Source organism: Chryseobacterium sp. W4I1 (assembly GCF_030816115.1).
GTDB lineage: Bacteria > Bacteroidota > Bacteroidia > Flavobacteriales > Weeksellaceae > Chryseobacterium.
This window is the reverse complement of sequence record NZ_JAUSXQ010000001.1, coordinates 1,156,777-1,172,589: the sequence shown is the minus strand read 5'-3', so window position 1 is coordinate 1,172,589 and position 15,813 is coordinate 1,156,777. Positions and strand designations below refer to the sequence as shown.

Genomic DNA, 15,813 nt, shown 5'->3' with positions numbered 1-15,813 from the left:
ACACTACAAATCAATTAATTACTAAATACACCAAATTACATTAGTCTGTTAAAATTTAAATGAACTGAATTCTTTCTCAGGGAAAACATCTTTGCAAAAATTTTAAGAATGTTACGAGAACGATTTTTTTTAACAGTTGCAGCCGGATTCTTACTGGGAGATTTTGCCATAGCCCAAACCTCTGTACACGGTGTTGTTGTAGATCAACAAGGGAATTTGCCCAATGCTTTAGTTTATGTAGAAAATAAAGGCGAAAAAATAACATCCAATACAGACGGATCTTTTGTATTAAGTAATATTCCGGATGGAAATTACAGACTGGTTATTGAATATATCGGTTACGAAAATACCTATCTGCCTTTTACCATAACAGATCAAAAGCCATTGGAATTTGGGATCATCAGAATAGGCGAAAAAAAACCAAAAGAGAATGCAATTCAGGAAGTGGTGGTCACCAGTGTCTATAAAGCGTCACAAGCCAGAGCCATCACGATGAAGAAGAACTCTAATACTATTACAGAAGTTCTGAGCGCAGATGCAATTGGTAAATTACCGGACCGTAATGCTGCAGATGCCGTACAGCGTATGCAGGGAGTATCTATTGAAAGAGATATGGGAGAAGGACGTTTTGTAGCGGTAAGGGGTACTCCGGTTCAATGGACCTCTTCTACATTGAACGGCAACAGAATGCCCAGTGCAAGCGGTGACAATGCCAACAGAGGAGTCCAGATGGATATTTTTCCTTCGGAACTTATCCAGAATGTACGTTTATCCAAAGCCCTGACTCCTGATCTCGATGGCGACGCTATCGGCGGAAATGTAGACTTTATTACAAAAACATCTCCCAACAAAGAAACGCTGGCTATAAGCACCGCCACAGGATATGTCAATATGTCTAAATCCCCAACGTTCAACTCTTCTATTGTGTATGGGAACAAAATTAATGATAAGCTTAAATTCATTACTTCTGCTGTGATATGGCAACGCTCCGGTGCCATAGATCAAATGCGTAATATTTTCAATTATGGTTTAACGGGTCAGGCGGCATCCTACTCCATCAATCAGTTGCAGCTGCGTGATTATCTGGCAGACAGAAGAACGTTGGGTTTCAATTACGCCATGGACTATGATATCAATAGCAGGAACAAGCTGTATTTCAAAGGATTGTACAGTCAGTACAAAGACGGGCAATCTGTTCGGGAAACTTATTTTAATTTTGATACTAAAAATGTCACGCTGCAGGCAAGACATGCGGATTATCTTACGGATCTTTATTCTATGCAGTTTGGTGGAAATCATAAAGTAGGTCAGCGTCTGGAAATAGACTGGTCACTGTCTAAAGCCCGATCAAGTTTCAAGTTTAATTCTCCTGAAAATTTAGACGAACATGACAGAGGCTACCCTATTGTGAATTTTATACAGCCTATGACGTATGGAAATCTGTCTTCCGATGGCAGAAAGTATTTTGCGATGGATGCTCCGGATCATATAGGAGATTCGGGGAACTTTACTTTACCTGGTCATCAGGCATCAGTGTCTGCCAGTCAGCTGAAACTGAACCAGATTATTCTCAGCCAGAACCGAAACAGTGAAACCGATCTGAGAGGACAGACTGATCTGAAATATACGGTTACCGATAATTTTAAACTGCAATTTGGAACAAAATTCAATAATAAAGAAAAAGTAGTAGATTCTTCTGTATTGGTATGGATGCCGAAATCTGCGTTAGGTATTCCCGGAGCTCCTGTAAGCTATATGAGCCAGTTTGAACAGAATTCTTTTCCTTTTAAAGGAGGTTTTATGAATCCTATCGGTAATCCTTATCAATCAGCCATCATCAATCAAATCACCAACGGCCAGATCGATCAGTTTTATGATCCGGCAACACAAAACAGCCTGGGCCTTATGCAGGTAAGCGGGAAAAACAGTAATTCCAATGTGACCAGCTCGTACAGGGGAACGGAGAACGTTTGGGCAACTTATATCATGGGAACCTGGAAGGTCAGTGAAAATCTGCAGTTGCTGGGCGGCGTAAGGAATGAATACAATACCGTTTCTTTCTATGGAAAAAAAGTAGTTTCCAATAGTACAGGAACTACAGCAGAAGATATCAAAGACAGCAAAAAATATAATATTATCCTGCCGATGGTCAATATGAAATGGAAGCTCAGCAATGACAAAATCCTGAGAGCCGCCTATACCAGATCTTTCGCCAGACCAGACTTCAATGATCTCAATCCGGGAACTATCGTCAATGATCTCTCCAATACAGTAACGCAGGGAAATACACAGCTGAATCCTACCTTTTCCAACAATTTCGATCTGATGTTTGAGAATTATTTCGGAAAACTTGACCTTGTGACTGCCGGTGCTTTCTATAAAGACATTACCGATCTGATCTATAAAGACCAGTCTATTCTAAACGTCAATGGACTTCCTTATACTTTTACAACTCCCAAAAATTTAGAAGGAGCCCATCTGTACGGTTTTGAAGTGGGAATCTCCAAACGGTTTGAAAACCTACCCGGATTTCTAAAATATATGGGCTTTGAGGGAAATTACACTTATATCGCTTCCGAAATGAATATGCCGGTCTATGAAAACGGAAAGCAGACGGGAACGATGAAAACAACAATTCCCAATCAGGCCAAACATATTTTTAATACTATTTTATTTTTTGAGACCAGTAAATTTATGCTCCGTCTGGCAGGAAACTATAAGGGAGACTACATAAGCGAAATAAGAACTGCTGCCGGTCCGGATCATTACCAGCATTTTGATAAAAACTTTACGGTAGATGCTTCTACCTCATACAGCATCAATAAAAATATCAGACTATTTATAGAACTGAATAATATTTTTAACGAGCCCAACCGTTACTATATGGGAGAAAAATCCAGAGTTGAAAACCTTTCCTATTCCGGAATAAGAGGTCAGCTTGGTGCTACTTTCAATTTTTAATACAACTTTATAATTATCAATTTTTATGAAAAAATATATGTATACCGCTGCATTAGGTGCGGCTAGCCTTTTCCATGCTCAGGAAAAATGTAAAGACATCAGAATTAATCAGATTCAGGTAGTAGGAACCCACAATTCTTATGCAGAACCTGTAGATCCTAAAGTACTGGATCTGGCAACCCCAATCATCAGGAATCTGATGAAAAAATACGATTCCTCGATGTCCTCCGAACAGAAGGCCAAGTTCCAGGAATACCATCCCAATGGAATGGATTTTCAGGATGCTCTTAATTATAACCATCCCGATTTTGTTCAACAGCTGAATGCCAATCTTCGGGGTTTAGAACTGGATGTATATTATGATCCGGACGGCAACCGTTTCAATCATCCTGCTTCATACCGGGTATTACAGGAGAAGGGAGTAAAAGACCTTGCTCCTCACAACACAAAAGGTCTGGAAAAACCTGGATTTAAAGTGCTGCACATGGCAGATATTGATTTCAGGTCTCATTATCCTACATTAAAAGATGCTTTAACGGAACTCCGTCAATGGTCAGATCAGCATCCTCAGCATACCACTATATTTATTATGGTTGAAGCTAAGGATTCAGGATTTCCTATTTTTTCGAATCCTACCCAGGTTTTACCTTTTACTCAAAAAGCTTATGACGAGCTGGATGCAGAAATCATAAAATATCTTGGAAAAGATAAGATCATTACTCCTAAAGAAATTCAGGGTCAATTTGCTACACTGCGTGAAGCTGTGACACACAACAACTGGCCAAAAGTACAAGATAGTAAAGGGAAATTCATCTTCATGCTGCTGCCCGGAAGTGCAGGCACTTTATCTACCAAAAACAACCCTTATCTCATCAATGGTTCTTTGGAGAAAAGACTCATGTTTATGGAAAGTGAGCCCGATGACAGTTTTGCAGCCTTTATTTTAAGAGATAATGCCATAGTTCGTCAGCAGGAAATTCAGGCTATGGTAAAACAGGGTTTTATGGTAAGAACAAGAGCCGACATTGAAACCTATGAAGCTAAAGTGAATGATTTTACCCGCTCAAAAGCAGCCTTCAGCAGCGGATCGCAGGTGATTTCTACCGATTTTTTCCATCCCGGAAATACGTATGGGACCTCTTATTTCGTACAACCTCCGCAGGATAAAGATTATCTGATAAATCCTATCAATACCAACTGTAAATAAACAATAAAGCGGCCTCAAAATATTTTTTGAGGCCGTTTTTCGTTTCTGTACATCAATAGTTGAGCTTAAATGGAACTCTATATTGAATTCTGTTACAATTACTTACTTTTGTAACTTACTTTATAAAATCAATATCATTTTAAAGCAGACAGATTATTTATGACCAACGGTTTTTATTGCGAATTTATCCAGCCGGAAAAACAGATTGCTGAATTTGTAGAAAATATAGGAATGTTTCATAACCCGTCGGATGAAACTAAAGAAGTCGTTGTGTTACCCGATGGCAGGATCGATCTGTTTTTTATGAAAACAGGATCGGAACCGTTCATTACTATTCTTCTGGGGCTTGAAACCGAAGCTGAACAAAGAAGTATTCCGCCTGACACAATTGCTTTTGCAGTCAGTTTCCGGCCGCTTGCTGTCGAATATATTCTGTGTACTCCCATTGCAGATCTGCTGAACAGCGGTAAGAATCTGAATGACGATTCCTGGAATCTGAATGATGATGATCTTAAAGATCTTGAAATATTCACTCAAAAAATAACAGCAAAAATAAGAGCACGGTTACCTGAAACGGTTGATGAAAGAAAACGCAGACTCTTTGAACTCATCTATTCATCGAATGGCGAAACAAGTGTGAAAGAGCTTTCAGAAAAAACTGGCTGGAGCAGTCGGCAGATTAACCGTTATTTTACCCAGCAGTTTGGACTTTCTTTAAAAGCCTACTCTACCATTCTTCGTTTCAGAGCTTCATTACAGCATATTGCAGAAGGTAAGCTGTTTCCTGAACTCAATTTTGCTGATCAGACCCATTTTATCAAAGAGATTAAGAAATTTTCAGGGGTTGCCCCGAAAGAATTATCCAAAAATAAAAATGACCGATTTATACTATTATCTGTTTTGAAAGAGAAATAATTTTGCTTCAGTAAAATGATTCAAAATGTTAATAGAAAATAAATCAGTAGCCATTATAGGCGGTGGCCCGGGAGGGCTAACGCTGGCCAGACTTTTACAGTTGAACAATGCAGATGTAAAGGTATATGAAAGAGATCTTAATAGAAGCGCCAGAGTCCAGGGTTCTCCACTCGACATGCATGAAGATTCCGGAATGGCAGCTTTAAAAGGAGCCCATCTGTTGGAAGAATTCAAGCAGAACTTCCGTCCCGGTGCAGACAAAACCCTGATCGTCAATGAGCAGGCAGCAATATTTTTCAGTGATCATGAAACAAAGCCTGATGAAGATTTCGGCAACGCCTATTTCCGTCCTGAGATAGACCGGCGACCTTTAAGGAATATGCTTCTGGATTCTTTAAAACCTGGAACGGTGGTATGGGATAGCCATTTTATTTCAATGGAAGCCCAAAACGGAGGATGGCTGCTGCATTTTAAAAACGGTTTTTCAGCCTATGCAGACCTTGTTATTGCAGCAGACGGGGCAAATTCCAGGATCCGTCCTTACCTTACAGACCTCAAACCGATCTATTCTGGCATATTAATGCTTGAAGGAAATATTGATGATGCAGAAATTAATGCTCCACAGATCAAATCGCTGATAAAAAACGGAAAAATCATGGCTTTTGGAAATCATAAGAACCTTCTTCTCGGCCAGAAAGGCGATGGTAATCTGGGATTTTATGCAAGCTTCAGGGCTGATGAAAACTGGGCAGCGGAAAGCGGACTGGACTTTTCTGATCAGAAACAGATGCTGGAATGGTTTAAAAATGAATATTCTGAGTGGAACAGCATCTGGTATGAACTTTTCCAGAATGCAGCAATTCCTTTCATTCCCCGGCCAATCTATTATATGCCTTTGGAACAGGGATGGAAAACACTTCCTAATCTGACCTTGCTAGGAGATGCAGCGCACGTAATGCCACCGTTTGCCGGGGAAGGTGCCAATATGGCGATGCTTGATGCGATGGAATTGAGCAAATGCTTAACTTCTGATCAGTTCGGTACCTTACAGGAAGCGATCGCTTATTATGAAACTGAAATGCGTAAAAGAGCAACTGAAGCCATTCAGGAATCTTTAGAAAACGGGGATAAAATGCACTCTGAAACGGCATTAGAAACCATGCTGGAGTTTTTCGGAGGGCATTGAACCAGTTTTGATGTTTAATTTCGTCCAGGCCTGAAGACTACATCACTGCTCTATGCTTGCTCATTGACGTTGATTTGAGATTGAATTTATCCCCACCTTAATCATTAAGAATATTCCGGTGAAAAGTTTTACATATATTTGAAAAACAGGAAGAAGTGCAAACTGGCTTCCCGGACATTACATTTAACGATAAAAAAAATAACATGAAAAAAGTAACAGGAATCGGGGGCATCCTTTTCAAATCAAAAGATCCTAATGCAATGAACGATTGGTACAAAACGCATCTTGGCCTTGAAACAAGTCCATACGGAACCAGTTTTGAATGGCGTGAAAGTGAAGACACCTCCAAAAAAGGACTGACACAATGGGCTCCTTTTGCGGAGACCACAAAATATTTTGAACCGTCTGCAAAAGATTTTATGATTAATTACAGGGTAGAAAACCTGGAGGCACTGGCAGAAGAATTGAAAAAGGAAAATGTGACGATTCTTGACAGTATCGAAACGTATGATTATGGAAAGTTTCTGCATATCCTGGATCTTGAGGGGAATAAAATTCAGTTATGGGAGCCAATTGATTAACCGTTTTTATAATTCATCAGGAATAAATTTTACAGCAATATAAAAGTCCGGTAATGTACCGGACTTTTTTGATTTATTGGGCATCAAACTATTGGGTTACTTTGATCATTGCCCGGGTAATTTGCTCTTCTTTTTCTTTGGAATAGGTAGAATCAAAAGGTTTCATCACATCAAATAAATACTGGTAAAAAGGAGTGATTTTCTGTATATTTTCGGATTCCTTTACCGCTTTTTCTTTCCCCATCTGCTGAAGCTCCCTGATGAAAACATTGAATTTTTTATCAATCGGCTCTATAGATTTTACAAGGTATGCGTAGGCTTTATCATCCTGCCCCAATTTTTGGTAAGCATCAGTCACTGCAGAAACTACCATAGAATATTCCATGGGTTTCACTCTCATCTGTCTGGCCGACTGTTTCTGGAATGCCGATGAAAGACTCAGATAATAATCGTATTCATCAAAGATATCCTTTTCCAGGATTTTTGCCAGTTGAAGCCCTTTCTGCTCCTGCCCTGCTATGATATATCCAGTTACAATTGAACTTAATGAACGTGGATCATTGTATTTTTCAGCAGGAATTTCTTTTGAAACCAGATCCAATATTTCCAGAGCTTTTTCCTTCTGTCCACTTAATGCCAATTTTGAAGCTGCTCTGCCTGCGGTCATCCTGTAACCCATGATATTTGAAGTGGCTGCTTCATCATAATGAATACTGAGATCCTTAAAATTTCCCCATTTGAAACTTTTCACAATATGATAAAGTGAATTGACATCTACCCTGCCTGTATCACCATCCGGACCTTGAGCTGTATGTATGGGCACCAGCTTATAGCTGAACCCTTCAAACTGGAGATATTCATCAAGATAGAAAATATTTTCGCTGTCGTAAATCCCTCCTGATGAGAAGTTGATCGGACGTTTCCAGTCGAAGTTTGCGAGCATATCCATGATCATAAGGTTATTTTTGTAAAGGGTGTTTCCTTTGTAGGTGATCATGATCTGGTTCACAACATTCGGAAGATCAGCCTGAGTGATAATTCCTGCTTTTAAAGCATTTTCTTTGTTAACAGGAAGAATGAATTTATTCACCGGAAGAATATTGTACTGCTCAAACTTTTCTTCCCCGAAATACATTTTCAGAAGCTCATCTTTTTCAGGGGTTTTAATTTTCAGAAAGCTAACTGCCTCTTTCAGCGTTAATGAATCCTGGGTAAGGTATTTTCTAAATGCTTGGAATTCGGTATCCGGAACGCCCTGCTCTTTTAACATGGAGAAAAATCCCTCCCAGTCTTCTTTTTTCATCATATAGATCTGGTCGTTCACCCCATCTCTGTAATCTTCATGGTTCAGTTGAGTGGGAATTCCTGCTGCATTGTATGTTTTTCTTTTCACCTGATCTATGTACCAGGGAGTCGCTAAAAGTGTAAAATTTACAGTTTTTACATCATCGCGGAACCGTTCTGTCTCCTGAATAGCCCAAACCGGAAAAGTATCGTTGTCGCCGTAAATAAAAATAATATCATCTTTGGAAAGTGATTTCAGAAATGAAAAGGCGTAATCCCTTGCTGCAGATTTTTTGCTTCTGTCATGGGGTGTATAATTTTGAAAACCCATCATAAAAGGTATACCCAGCAAAATAATTCCTAATGCAATATTGACCGTATTTGATTTTACTTTAGATTGAATCAACCATAAAATAGCACCGGCTCCCATCCCGATCCAAATGGCAAAAGCATAAAAAGAGCCTACCATTGCATAATCTCTTTCCCTTACTTCAAAAGGTTTTACACCGGTATAAAAAACAATTCCGACACTCGTTAAAACAAATAGGGAAAGAAGTGCATAGAATCTTCCAAAGTCTCTGTTCAGCTGGAAAAAGAAACCGATTAATCCTAATATCAATGGTAAAAAGAAGAATTTTACCGTACTTTCATTCTTGAATTTAGCAGGCATTTTATCCTGATTCCCTAATAAAGCATTGTCGATAAAAGAAATCCCGGAGATCCAGTTACCTTTAGTGTTTTCCATGTTTCCTTCCAGATCGTTCTGCCTTCCCACGAAATTCCACATCAGGTATCTTACAAAATAATAACCGTTTTGGAATGTAATGAAATAGTCCATATTCTGAGCTAGTGAAGGCTTTTGAACATTGATCAGATTGTAAGGTTTAACCTTTAAATAATCTGCTGCAGTAATGGATTTATCTTCATACTTACCTCTCAATTCGTCAAAGATCTGCTTGGCCTGAGGATTATCTGCCACTTCTTCATTGGCATCATTGAAGGTAAAGTCCGGAGCTCCATACATTGAAATGTAGTTCGCCATCACATCCTTATCCTGATTGAACATTCTGGGCATTAAGCTGATCTGAGATTGACTGAAAATATAATTGAAACGGTCACCTGTCTTTCTGTAGGTTCCGGTTTTTTCATCTTTTTCATAGATCTCACCTGTTTTCTGGGTCTTAAAACTTCCGTCTTCGTTCTTTTCAATCCCGTTGGCATCAAGGAAAGCAGTGTAATTCTGTCCATAAATCGTTGGCCAGTCTCCATACTGCTCTCTGTTATAATAATCCAGCATACCGATAGCAGTATCCGGATCGTTAAGGTTCATCGGAGGATTTGCGTTCGCTCTGATGGGAATGACCATCCAGCATGAGAAACCGATAATCATATACACTACTGACAAAGCCACTGTTTGATAGATATTTCTTTTTGCTTTCCTGGCATATTTAATCATGAAATAAGATAGGAGAATCATGAGAATAAATGCTGCAATCGTACCTGAGTGGAAAGGAAGTCCAAGTCCGTTCACAAAGAATATTTCCAGTCTTCCGAACATCGTCATGATCAGCGGGAAGATAATTTTAAAAACAATGATCAGGATTCCAAGCGTTATTGCATTGGCCCAGATAAAGTTCTTCCAGGTAAATTTGTAATTTCTTGCGTAATACACCAGACAAACGGCTGGAACTGCAAGCATCCCCATCATGTGTACCCCAACTGAAAGTCCCAATACAAAGAAAATAAGGATGATCCATCTTTCACTGTCTTTGGCCAGGTATTCATTTTCCCATTTGGTGATCAGCCACACTAAAAGTGCAATAAACATAGAAGCCATGGAATATACTTCCCCTTCTACCGCCGAAAACCAAAACGTATCTGAAAATGTAAAGCATAATGCACCTATAGCTCCTGCAAAAAGAATAGAAATCTTCTGATGCTGGGTTATTTCTTCAAAATCTTTATTCAGTAGTCTTCTTACGAAATGGGTGATCGTCCAGAACAGAAACAAAATGGTAAATGCACTAAAAAGCGACGACATTGCGTTGATCACAATGGCATAGTTCTGTTCATTTCCAGCTGCAAATATGCTGGCCACAGAACCCACAATCTGGAATAAGGCAGCTCCGGGAGCATGCGTTACTTCAAGTTTTACTGCTGAGGAAATGTACTCACCACAATCCCAGAAACTGAGATAATGCTCCATGGTGGAAAGATAGGTGATCAGCGCAATTGTGAACAGTACCCATCCTAAAACGGTGTTCCATTTTTTAAAAGACCAGTGCTTCATATACTATGTAATTCAATACATAGTATGACAACCCGGACTGGAGAACTATTACATGAATATCCAAAATAATTATTACTCCATCTTGAATTTTCCGTTTTTACAGTCTGAAATCAGCGTAGAATTCAGAAAAGTTTATTCCCGGTCAGAAGGTTCTCCGTCTTTGAAGTTCCTTAATAGTTTAAAATAAAAAAGATTTTAAATTTAAGCAGGCTTATTATTTTGGAGTTGAAATACTTCTTAATTCACCTATCTCTTTGACCAGCTTCGGGTACATTTTCTGCAGATCGGCACCGCCTTTGGGCTCACGATTCAGGCTCCGTTCCATACCGTCATAATCGTTTTCAGGATACAATTCATATACCGTATCTTTTATGATAGATTCTTCATCATCATGATTTTGTGCATACGCATCATCGGCAACATAAAGCAAACCTTCTGCCCAGCAGTCTGCGATATCAAAACTGTATTTTCCGTTTACGAATGACTGAATATTTGATTTTATATCTTCAAAAAGCTCTTTTCCTTTTAACAGCAACCAGCATCTGAAATACAAAAATCCGTCATCCGAAAGATAATTATCGAATGTGTAAACTCCGTTTTCATTTGTAAAATCGGATTCAAGAATAATGGAGAGTTCTGCTATTTTAGCTGTATACAATTCAGCCAGCTTTTCCTGCAGTGTTTTTTCGAAAAGTATCATTCTCTCCTTTCCAAATTTCGATAAATGATCGGTCAGGTTTTCAATGTGTTCATCTACATCATATTCACTCCAGTGGGCTTTTTTATATTTATTGGATTTCTCAATAGCTTCCCAGAAATAAATATCTGCTTTTTCATTTTCAGAAAGTTCTTTCTTTTTAGGAACCTCCCCGTTTTCCGGAATTTCGGTGTAACCTTTCTTTTATTTTCTGGGCAATCAGCTTTTCGGATTCTTTGATGCATTCATTTTCATCTGCAAATTCTTTAATGGTTTCTCTGCCTTTTGTTCCGGCTTTTCCAAAAGTTATGGCCTGTCGTTTTCCTGAACATTCAATGTTCCAGAATTTATCGGATAATTCTTCCTAATTGATAAAGTTTCTTTTCATAAAAGCCTGTGATGGTATTCTTTGTTAAAGGAAAGTGAAACTACGGAAAATCAATGAAAGTAAAAAGCAAAAATATCCTGATGCTGCAGGTTTTCACTTAATTTTAAATTTAATACGTATTATTCAACCCACCATCCAGAGGAATGCTGGTTCCGGTGAGATAGGATGAATATTCTGAGGCCAGAAAAGCTGCCAGATGTCCATATTCTTCAGTCTTCCCAAGTCTTTTCATTGGAATTTTATTTTCTCTTGCCTTTTTTATTTCTTCCTGAGATTTGCCTGTCAGCTGAGATTCATGGCTGATCAGATTCTGAATACGTTCTGTATCGAAATACCCGGTCAGAATATTATTTACCGTGATATGATGCTGAGCAACTTCATTGGATAAGGTCTTTGCCCAGGCAATTACCGCAGAACGGATAGAATTTGAAAGAGATAAATTATTGATCGGTTCTTTTACAGATAAAGAAGAAACATTAATGATACGCCCGTTTTTTTGTTTGATCATGTGTGGCAAAGCCAGCAGTGTGGTTTCACAGACTGTTTTAAAAAGCAGGTCAAATGCTTTCTGATAATCATTTACTTTTTTATCAATAGCTAGTCCAGGCTCCGGGCCGTTGGTATTATTGACGAGAATATCTATAGAATTCTTGCTGAAATAGCCAGAAATAGTTTTTCTGTAGCTCTCAAAATCAGAGAAATCTGCGACCAGATACTGGTGTTTCTGGTTAGAATCAATTACAGGAAGTGAAGATACTATATTCTTTAGTTTCATTTCATTGCGGGCCATCACTGTAACGTTGGCGCCACATTTGGCAAGCTCCAATGCGATTCCTAAGCCAATCCCCTGAGTAGCTGCTCCTACTAATGCATTCTTTGATAAAAGTTGAATATTCATAAGCTGATCCTTTTCTGATTGTTTACAGATAAATGTAGCAAAAAAGCTTTAGATTTCAGGTCAATGGATCATTAATAATTATTCCCATTTTATTGGGGAAGTGCGGGAAGCGGTACTCTTTCAGGTTTTGAGGATAGGGTTCGCAAAAATGCTTCCAACTGGGAAATTTCTTCATCGGTAAGATCCAGAAGACGGACAAAACCTGATTTTTCGGAGTTAAATGTGATGCCGTTATGAATGGTGGAACGTTTTTGGGAATGCTCAGGATTCCCTTTGCTGTAAAACTGGATCACTTCTGTTAAAGTAGTCATAGAACCATTATGCATCCACGGTCCGGTTCTGGCAACTTCCCTTAATCCGGGTATCCGAAATTTCCCGGCATCTTCAGGGGTTTTAGTCAACAGATACCTGCCGAGATCTTCTTCTTTTGAGCCTAATAAAGAGGTTCCTATATTTTCAAACTGGTTATTGGAAAAATAACTGGAGCTGTGACAGTTCATGCATTGTGCTTTGGTTCTGAAAAGATGGAGTCCCATAAGCTCATCATTGGAATATACATCCGCCTTTCCATCAATGAACTGATCAAATTTAGAAGTTCCGCTTTTAACGGTTCTTTCAAACGCAGCGATGGCTTTAGAAATCCTGTCCTTTGAAACAGATCTGTCACCAAAGGCTTTTTCAAACAATATTTCGTAACCCTTGATCTTCGCAATTTTTCCGGCGGCAAGGTCAATGTGCCCGTTCATTTCTCTTTCTTCACGAATTGGCATTTCTGACTGTTCTTCCAGTGATGCAGCACGTCCGTCCCAGAATAATGATCCTGCATAAGCCACATTCAGGATGCTCATTGCATTGCGGGTGCCGAGTTGTCTGTCGTGTCCGAAAGAGAAAGTCCGGTTATCACACCATCCGAGTTCGGGATCATGGCATGAAGCACAGGCAATCTGATTGGAACGTGAAAGACGCGGATCGAAGAAAAGGGTTTTCCCCAGCAGTGCTTTAGCCTCAGAATAGGGATTATCCTGTGGAAACTGAATTTCGGGTAAGTGTCCTATTTCGGAAAAATAGGGTTTAGCCTGAGGATCGAGGATGGGTTTCGGCCATTTTGAAGGATCTCCGGAAGAATACAATTTCCTGAGTTCGGCGATGAATGAAGCTTTCTCGCGAATTTCTTTCTGAACACTATTGGTAAAACAGTTGTTTAAAAGAGAAACGGTAAGAAAGGTAATTAATATCCAGCTCAGGACATTCTTCATGGTTATCAGGATTTTGGCAAAAATAAGGAATCTGGCAATACATCTCAAAATTGATTAAAAAGATTGTGCTTTTTACTGAGTTTCATTAATCCTTATTCTGTTTATTACCTAATCTCTGTATAAAATTCTTTATAAGCTTTCACAAGATCGTTCAGGGAGAACCCCCGGTTCAGGCCGCTGGTATTGGGTAAAACCCAGACTTTTGAACCACAAAAATTCTCGGACTGCGATCCCCACATAATCTGTTTTTTTCCTGAAAAGGCTTTGTAGGCGGCTTTTCCAAGAAATGCGATGTATTTTGGCTGAAATTCTGTCATTTTTGTTTTAAAAAGTTCCAGAGAATCAGCAAATTCTTCTTTGGAAAGCTCATCCGCACGGGAAGTTGCCCTTGCTACAGCCGTTGTGAGCCCATATCCGAATTCCAGAATATTTTTATCATTTATAGCATCAATCTGATAAGATGTAAAACCGGCCTGATGCAGCACCTTCCAGAAACGATTGCTTTTCCCTGAAAAATGATGTCCGTCTTCGGCAGATTTTAAACCGGGATTGATTCCACAAAAGATAACAGTGAGGTTTTTGGAAATGATGTCGGTTAGCATAAAACTTCTTTAAACATTAATTTTTTGATCCGTTAAGATATCATAAGTTATTAAGAAAAACTGTTCATGGGCTTAAAAAATTTTATTTAAAATATCCAATGGCCATCTATCCTCCGACCGATTATGTATTTAAAAAAAATTTAAATAACAAGTATGGCACAAATATTATTATATATAGAGTATAAAACATCAAGATGGAAAAAATTTTGAAAAACATAAACCTGATCCATAAATATCTATGTATCAGTATAGCAGATGAATTCAATTTGATTCTCGATCTAAGAGGTGAATACGTTCCCACACAGAATATTGTCTCTAAAAAAATGATCATTGCCACTACATTTAGTATCAAAGTAGTTTCTGATCCGCAGCTAAAATTATTTTTATCAGCACTGATCTCTGAGATCAACAACGGAAAATGCAGTATCGATTTTATGAAGGAAAGGATTAAAAATTTTGAAAAACAAGGTCGCCAGGAAATTAAAAAGTTATTTAGACAATAAAAAATCCTTACAGATAGCTATAAGGATAATATGTTTTACTTAATAAGTTAGTTTGATTAGTCCTGTAAATATTTAGCCACTTTATTTTCTAAATCATCCAGATTGAATGGTTTTGCCACATAATCATCTGCCTGGGCTTCTTCCGCCAGACTCACAATATCATTATTAGCAGTAACATAAATAACAGGTATTGACCTGAACTCTTCATGAGCTTTCAGAAGTTTGGTCGCCTCTACTCCTCCGATCTTTGGGATCCAGTTATCCATCAGAATAACATCCGGCTTAAACTCTGAAACTTTGTCCAATATATCATGCGATGTTTCTGAAATTTCGACCTGGTATCCATTTTCCTCGAAAATGATGGTAATTACTTCCAAAATAATGGTATCGTCATCAAAAATCAAAATTTTCTTTTTATCCATAACTCGTTATATTTTTAAATCTTAGGGTTGTTTTTTTATTTCTTAATTTATAATTGGTTGATAAAATCTGCTAAATTATCAGGTTTTATGAGCTGATCATACGCTATTTCTTGTACTGCATGCCTGGGCATATAATCTACTTCTGCGGTTTCCGGATCCTGGATCCAGACTTGTCCTTTATTTTTCTTAATGTAACTCAAACCTTCCACTCCATCTGCATTGGCCCCTGATAAGAGAACTCCGACCATATTTTTACCATATATTTCCGCCGCAGATTTGAAAGTCACATCAATAGACGGCCTGGAATAGTTCATTTTTTCGGAAAAATCCAGAGACATTAATTTTTTATTTTCAAAGAGCAGGTGATAATCTGCCGGAACTACATATACTTTGTTATTTTGAATTTCCGTTTTATCGTCAATCTCTACCACTTCTATAGCGATAAACTGCTGGAGCAAGGTCTGCAGAATATTGTTGGAATAAGCTTTCCTGTGAACCACCAGCACAATAGGAAAACTCAGCTTTTCTTTTAGTTTTTTGAGCATTCCGAGAATGACCTGCAGGCTGCCTGCGGATCCTCCTATCACTACCAGTTCTGTATTTGTTTCTTTTGTTTCCATGGT

The 15,813-nt window shown here is 38.6% G+C and carries 14 protein-coding genes; 6 read left to right on the top strand and 8 right to left on the bottom strand.

Annotated features, from left to right (window positions below; translation table 11 throughout):
* The first annotated feature begins 108 nt into the window (after positions 1-108).
* From QF044_RS05360 to QF044_RS05340, 5 genes are all read left to right on the top strand, one after another.
* Complete coding sequence (locus tag QF044_RS05360) at positions 109-2,961, top strand: TonB-dependent receptor (RefSeq protein ID WP_307264581.1); 2,853 nt, start codon at positions 109-111, stop codon at positions 2,959-2,961.
* Between the two features lie 25 nt (positions 2,962-2,986).
* Positions 2,987-4,168: a phosphatidylinositol-specific phospholipase C domain-containing protein gene (locus QF044_RS05355; protein WP_307264579.1), complete on the top strand. Its 1,182-nt coding sequence runs from the start codon at positions 2,987-2,989 to the stop codon at positions 4,166-4,168.
* Positions 4,169-4,327: 159 nt separating this feature from the next.
* Positions 4,328-5,083, top strand: a complete 756-nt coding sequence (locus QF044_RS05350; RefSeq protein ID WP_307264576.1) for a helix-turn-helix domain-containing protein — start codon at positions 4,328-4,330, stop codon at positions 5,081-5,083.
* A 25-nt stretch (positions 5,084-5,108) separates the two neighbouring features.
* Positions 5,109-6,269, top strand: coding sequence for an NAD(P)/FAD-dependent oxidoreductase (locus QF044_RS05345; protein ID WP_307264574.1), 1,161 nt, complete (start codon positions 5,109-5,111; stop codon positions 6,267-6,269).
* Between the two features lie 203 nt (positions 6,270-6,472).
* On the top strand, positions 6,473-6,850 hold the full coding sequence (locus QF044_RS05340) for a VOC family protein (RefSeq protein ID WP_307264572.1): 378 nt from the start codon (positions 6,473-6,475) through the stop codon (positions 6,848-6,850).
* Between the two features lie 88 nt (positions 6,851-6,938).
* On the opposite strand, the gene QF044_RS05335 is transcribed toward QF044_RS05340, so the two are convergent.
* The 6 genes from QF044_RS05335 to mug all read right to left on the bottom strand — a co-directional run bounded on the left by QF044_RS05335 (position 6,939) and on the right by mug (position 14,265).
* Positions 6,939-10,424 carry a DUF2723 domain-containing protein gene (locus tag QF044_RS05335; RefSeq protein ID WP_307264570.1) on the bottom strand — a complete coding sequence of 1,162 codons (3,486 nt, stop codon included), beginning with the start codon at positions 10,422-10,424 and terminating at the stop codon, positions 6,939-6,941.
* Between the two features lie 214 nt (positions 10,425-10,638).
* A complete protein-coding gene (locus QF044_RS05330) occupies positions 10,639-11,229 on the bottom strand; it encodes a DUF4240 domain-containing protein (RefSeq protein ID WP_307271955.1) in 591 nt (196 codons plus the stop codon).
* A 52-nt stretch (positions 11,230-11,281) separates the two neighbouring features.
* On the bottom strand, positions 11,282-11,431 hold the full coding sequence (locus QF044_RS05325) for a WGR domain-containing protein (protein ID WP_307271953.1): 150 nt from the start codon (positions 11,429-11,431) through the stop codon (positions 11,282-11,284).
* A gap of 187 nt (positions 11,432-11,618) precedes the next feature.
* On the bottom strand, positions 11,619-12,407 hold the full coding sequence (locus QF044_RS05320) for an SDR family oxidoreductase (RefSeq protein ID WP_307264567.1): 789 nt from the start codon (positions 12,405-12,407) through the stop codon (positions 11,619-11,621).
* Between the two features lie 89 nt (positions 12,408-12,496).
* Complete coding sequence (locus tag QF044_RS05315) at positions 12,497-13,663, bottom strand: cytochrome-c peroxidase (RefSeq protein WP_307264564.1); 1,167 nt, start codon at positions 13,661-13,663, stop codon at positions 12,497-12,499.
* Between the two features lie 104 nt (positions 13,664-13,767).
* Positions 13,768-14,265 (bottom strand): G/U mismatch-specific DNA glycosylase, encoded by a 498-nt coding sequence (gene mug, locus QF044_RS05310; RefSeq protein WP_307264561.1) that lies wholly within the window; start codon positions 14,263-14,265, stop codon positions 13,768-13,770.
* A gap of 194 nt (positions 14,266-14,459) precedes the next feature.
* Between mug and QF044_RS05305 the strand changes: the two genes are divergently transcribed.
* Entirely contained in the window at positions 14,460-14,768 is a 309-nt protein-coding gene (locus QF044_RS05305) for a hypothetical protein (RefSeq protein WP_307264558.1), read from the top strand.
* Between the two features lie 56 nt (positions 14,769-14,824).
* On the opposite strand, the gene QF044_RS05300 is transcribed toward QF044_RS05305, so the two are convergent.
* Complete coding sequence (locus tag QF044_RS05300; RefSeq protein ID WP_307264555.1) at positions 14,825-15,190, bottom strand: response regulator; 366 nt, start codon at positions 15,188-15,190, stop codon at positions 14,825-14,827.
* Between the two features lie 47 nt (positions 15,191-15,237).
* Positions 15,238-15,810, bottom strand: a complete 573-nt coding sequence (locus QF044_RS05295; protein WP_307264552.1) for a chemotaxis protein CheB — start codon at positions 15,808-15,810, stop codon at positions 15,238-15,240.
* Positions 15,811-15,813 lie beyond the last annotated feature (3 nt).

Coding starts and splice junctions, on each gene's coding strand:
- QF044_RS05345 (WP_307264574.1), top strand. CDS start 5,109: ATGTTAATAGAAAATAAATCAGTAGCCATTATAGGCGGTGGCCCGGGA.
- QF044_RS05335 (WP_307264570.1), bottom strand. CDS start 10,424: ATGAAGCACTGGTCTTTTAAAAAATGGAACACCGTTTTAGGATGGGTA.
- QF044_RS05315 (WP_307264564.1), bottom strand. CDS start 13,663: ATGAAGAATGTCCTGAGCTGGATATTAATTACCTTTCTTACCGTTTCT.
- QF044_RS05340 (WP_307264572.1), top strand. CDS start 6,473: ATGAAAAAAGTAACAGGAATCGGGGGCATCCTTTTCAAATCAAAAGAT.
- QF044_RS05305 (WP_307264558.1), top strand. CDS start 14,460: ATGGAAAAAATTTTGAAAAACATAAACCTGATCCATAAATATCTATGT.
- mug (WP_307264561.1), bottom strand. CDS start 14,265: ATGCTAACCGACATCATTTCCAAAAACCTCACTGTTATCTTTTGTGGA.
- QF044_RS05295 (WP_307264552.1), bottom strand. CDS start 15,810: ATGGAAACAAAAGAAACAAATACAGAACTGGTAGTGATAGGAGGATCC.
- QF044_RS05350 (WP_307264576.1), top strand. CDS start 4,328: ATGACCAACGGTTTTTATTGCGAATTTATCCAGCCGGAAAAACAGATT.
- QF044_RS05360 (WP_307264581.1), top strand. CDS start 109: ATGTTACGAGAACGATTTTTTTTAACAGTTGCAGCCGGATTCTTACTG.
- QF044_RS05355 (WP_307264579.1), top strand. CDS start 2,987: ATGAAAAAATATATGTATACCGCTGCATTAGGTGCGGCTAGCCTTTTC.
- QF044_RS05300 (WP_307264555.1), bottom strand. CDS start 15,190: ATGGATAAAAAGAAAATTTTGATTTTTGATGACGATACCATTATTTTG.
- QF044_RS05320 (WP_307264567.1), bottom strand. CDS start 12,407: ATGAATATTCAACTTTTATCAAAGAATGCATTAGTAGGAGCAGCTACT.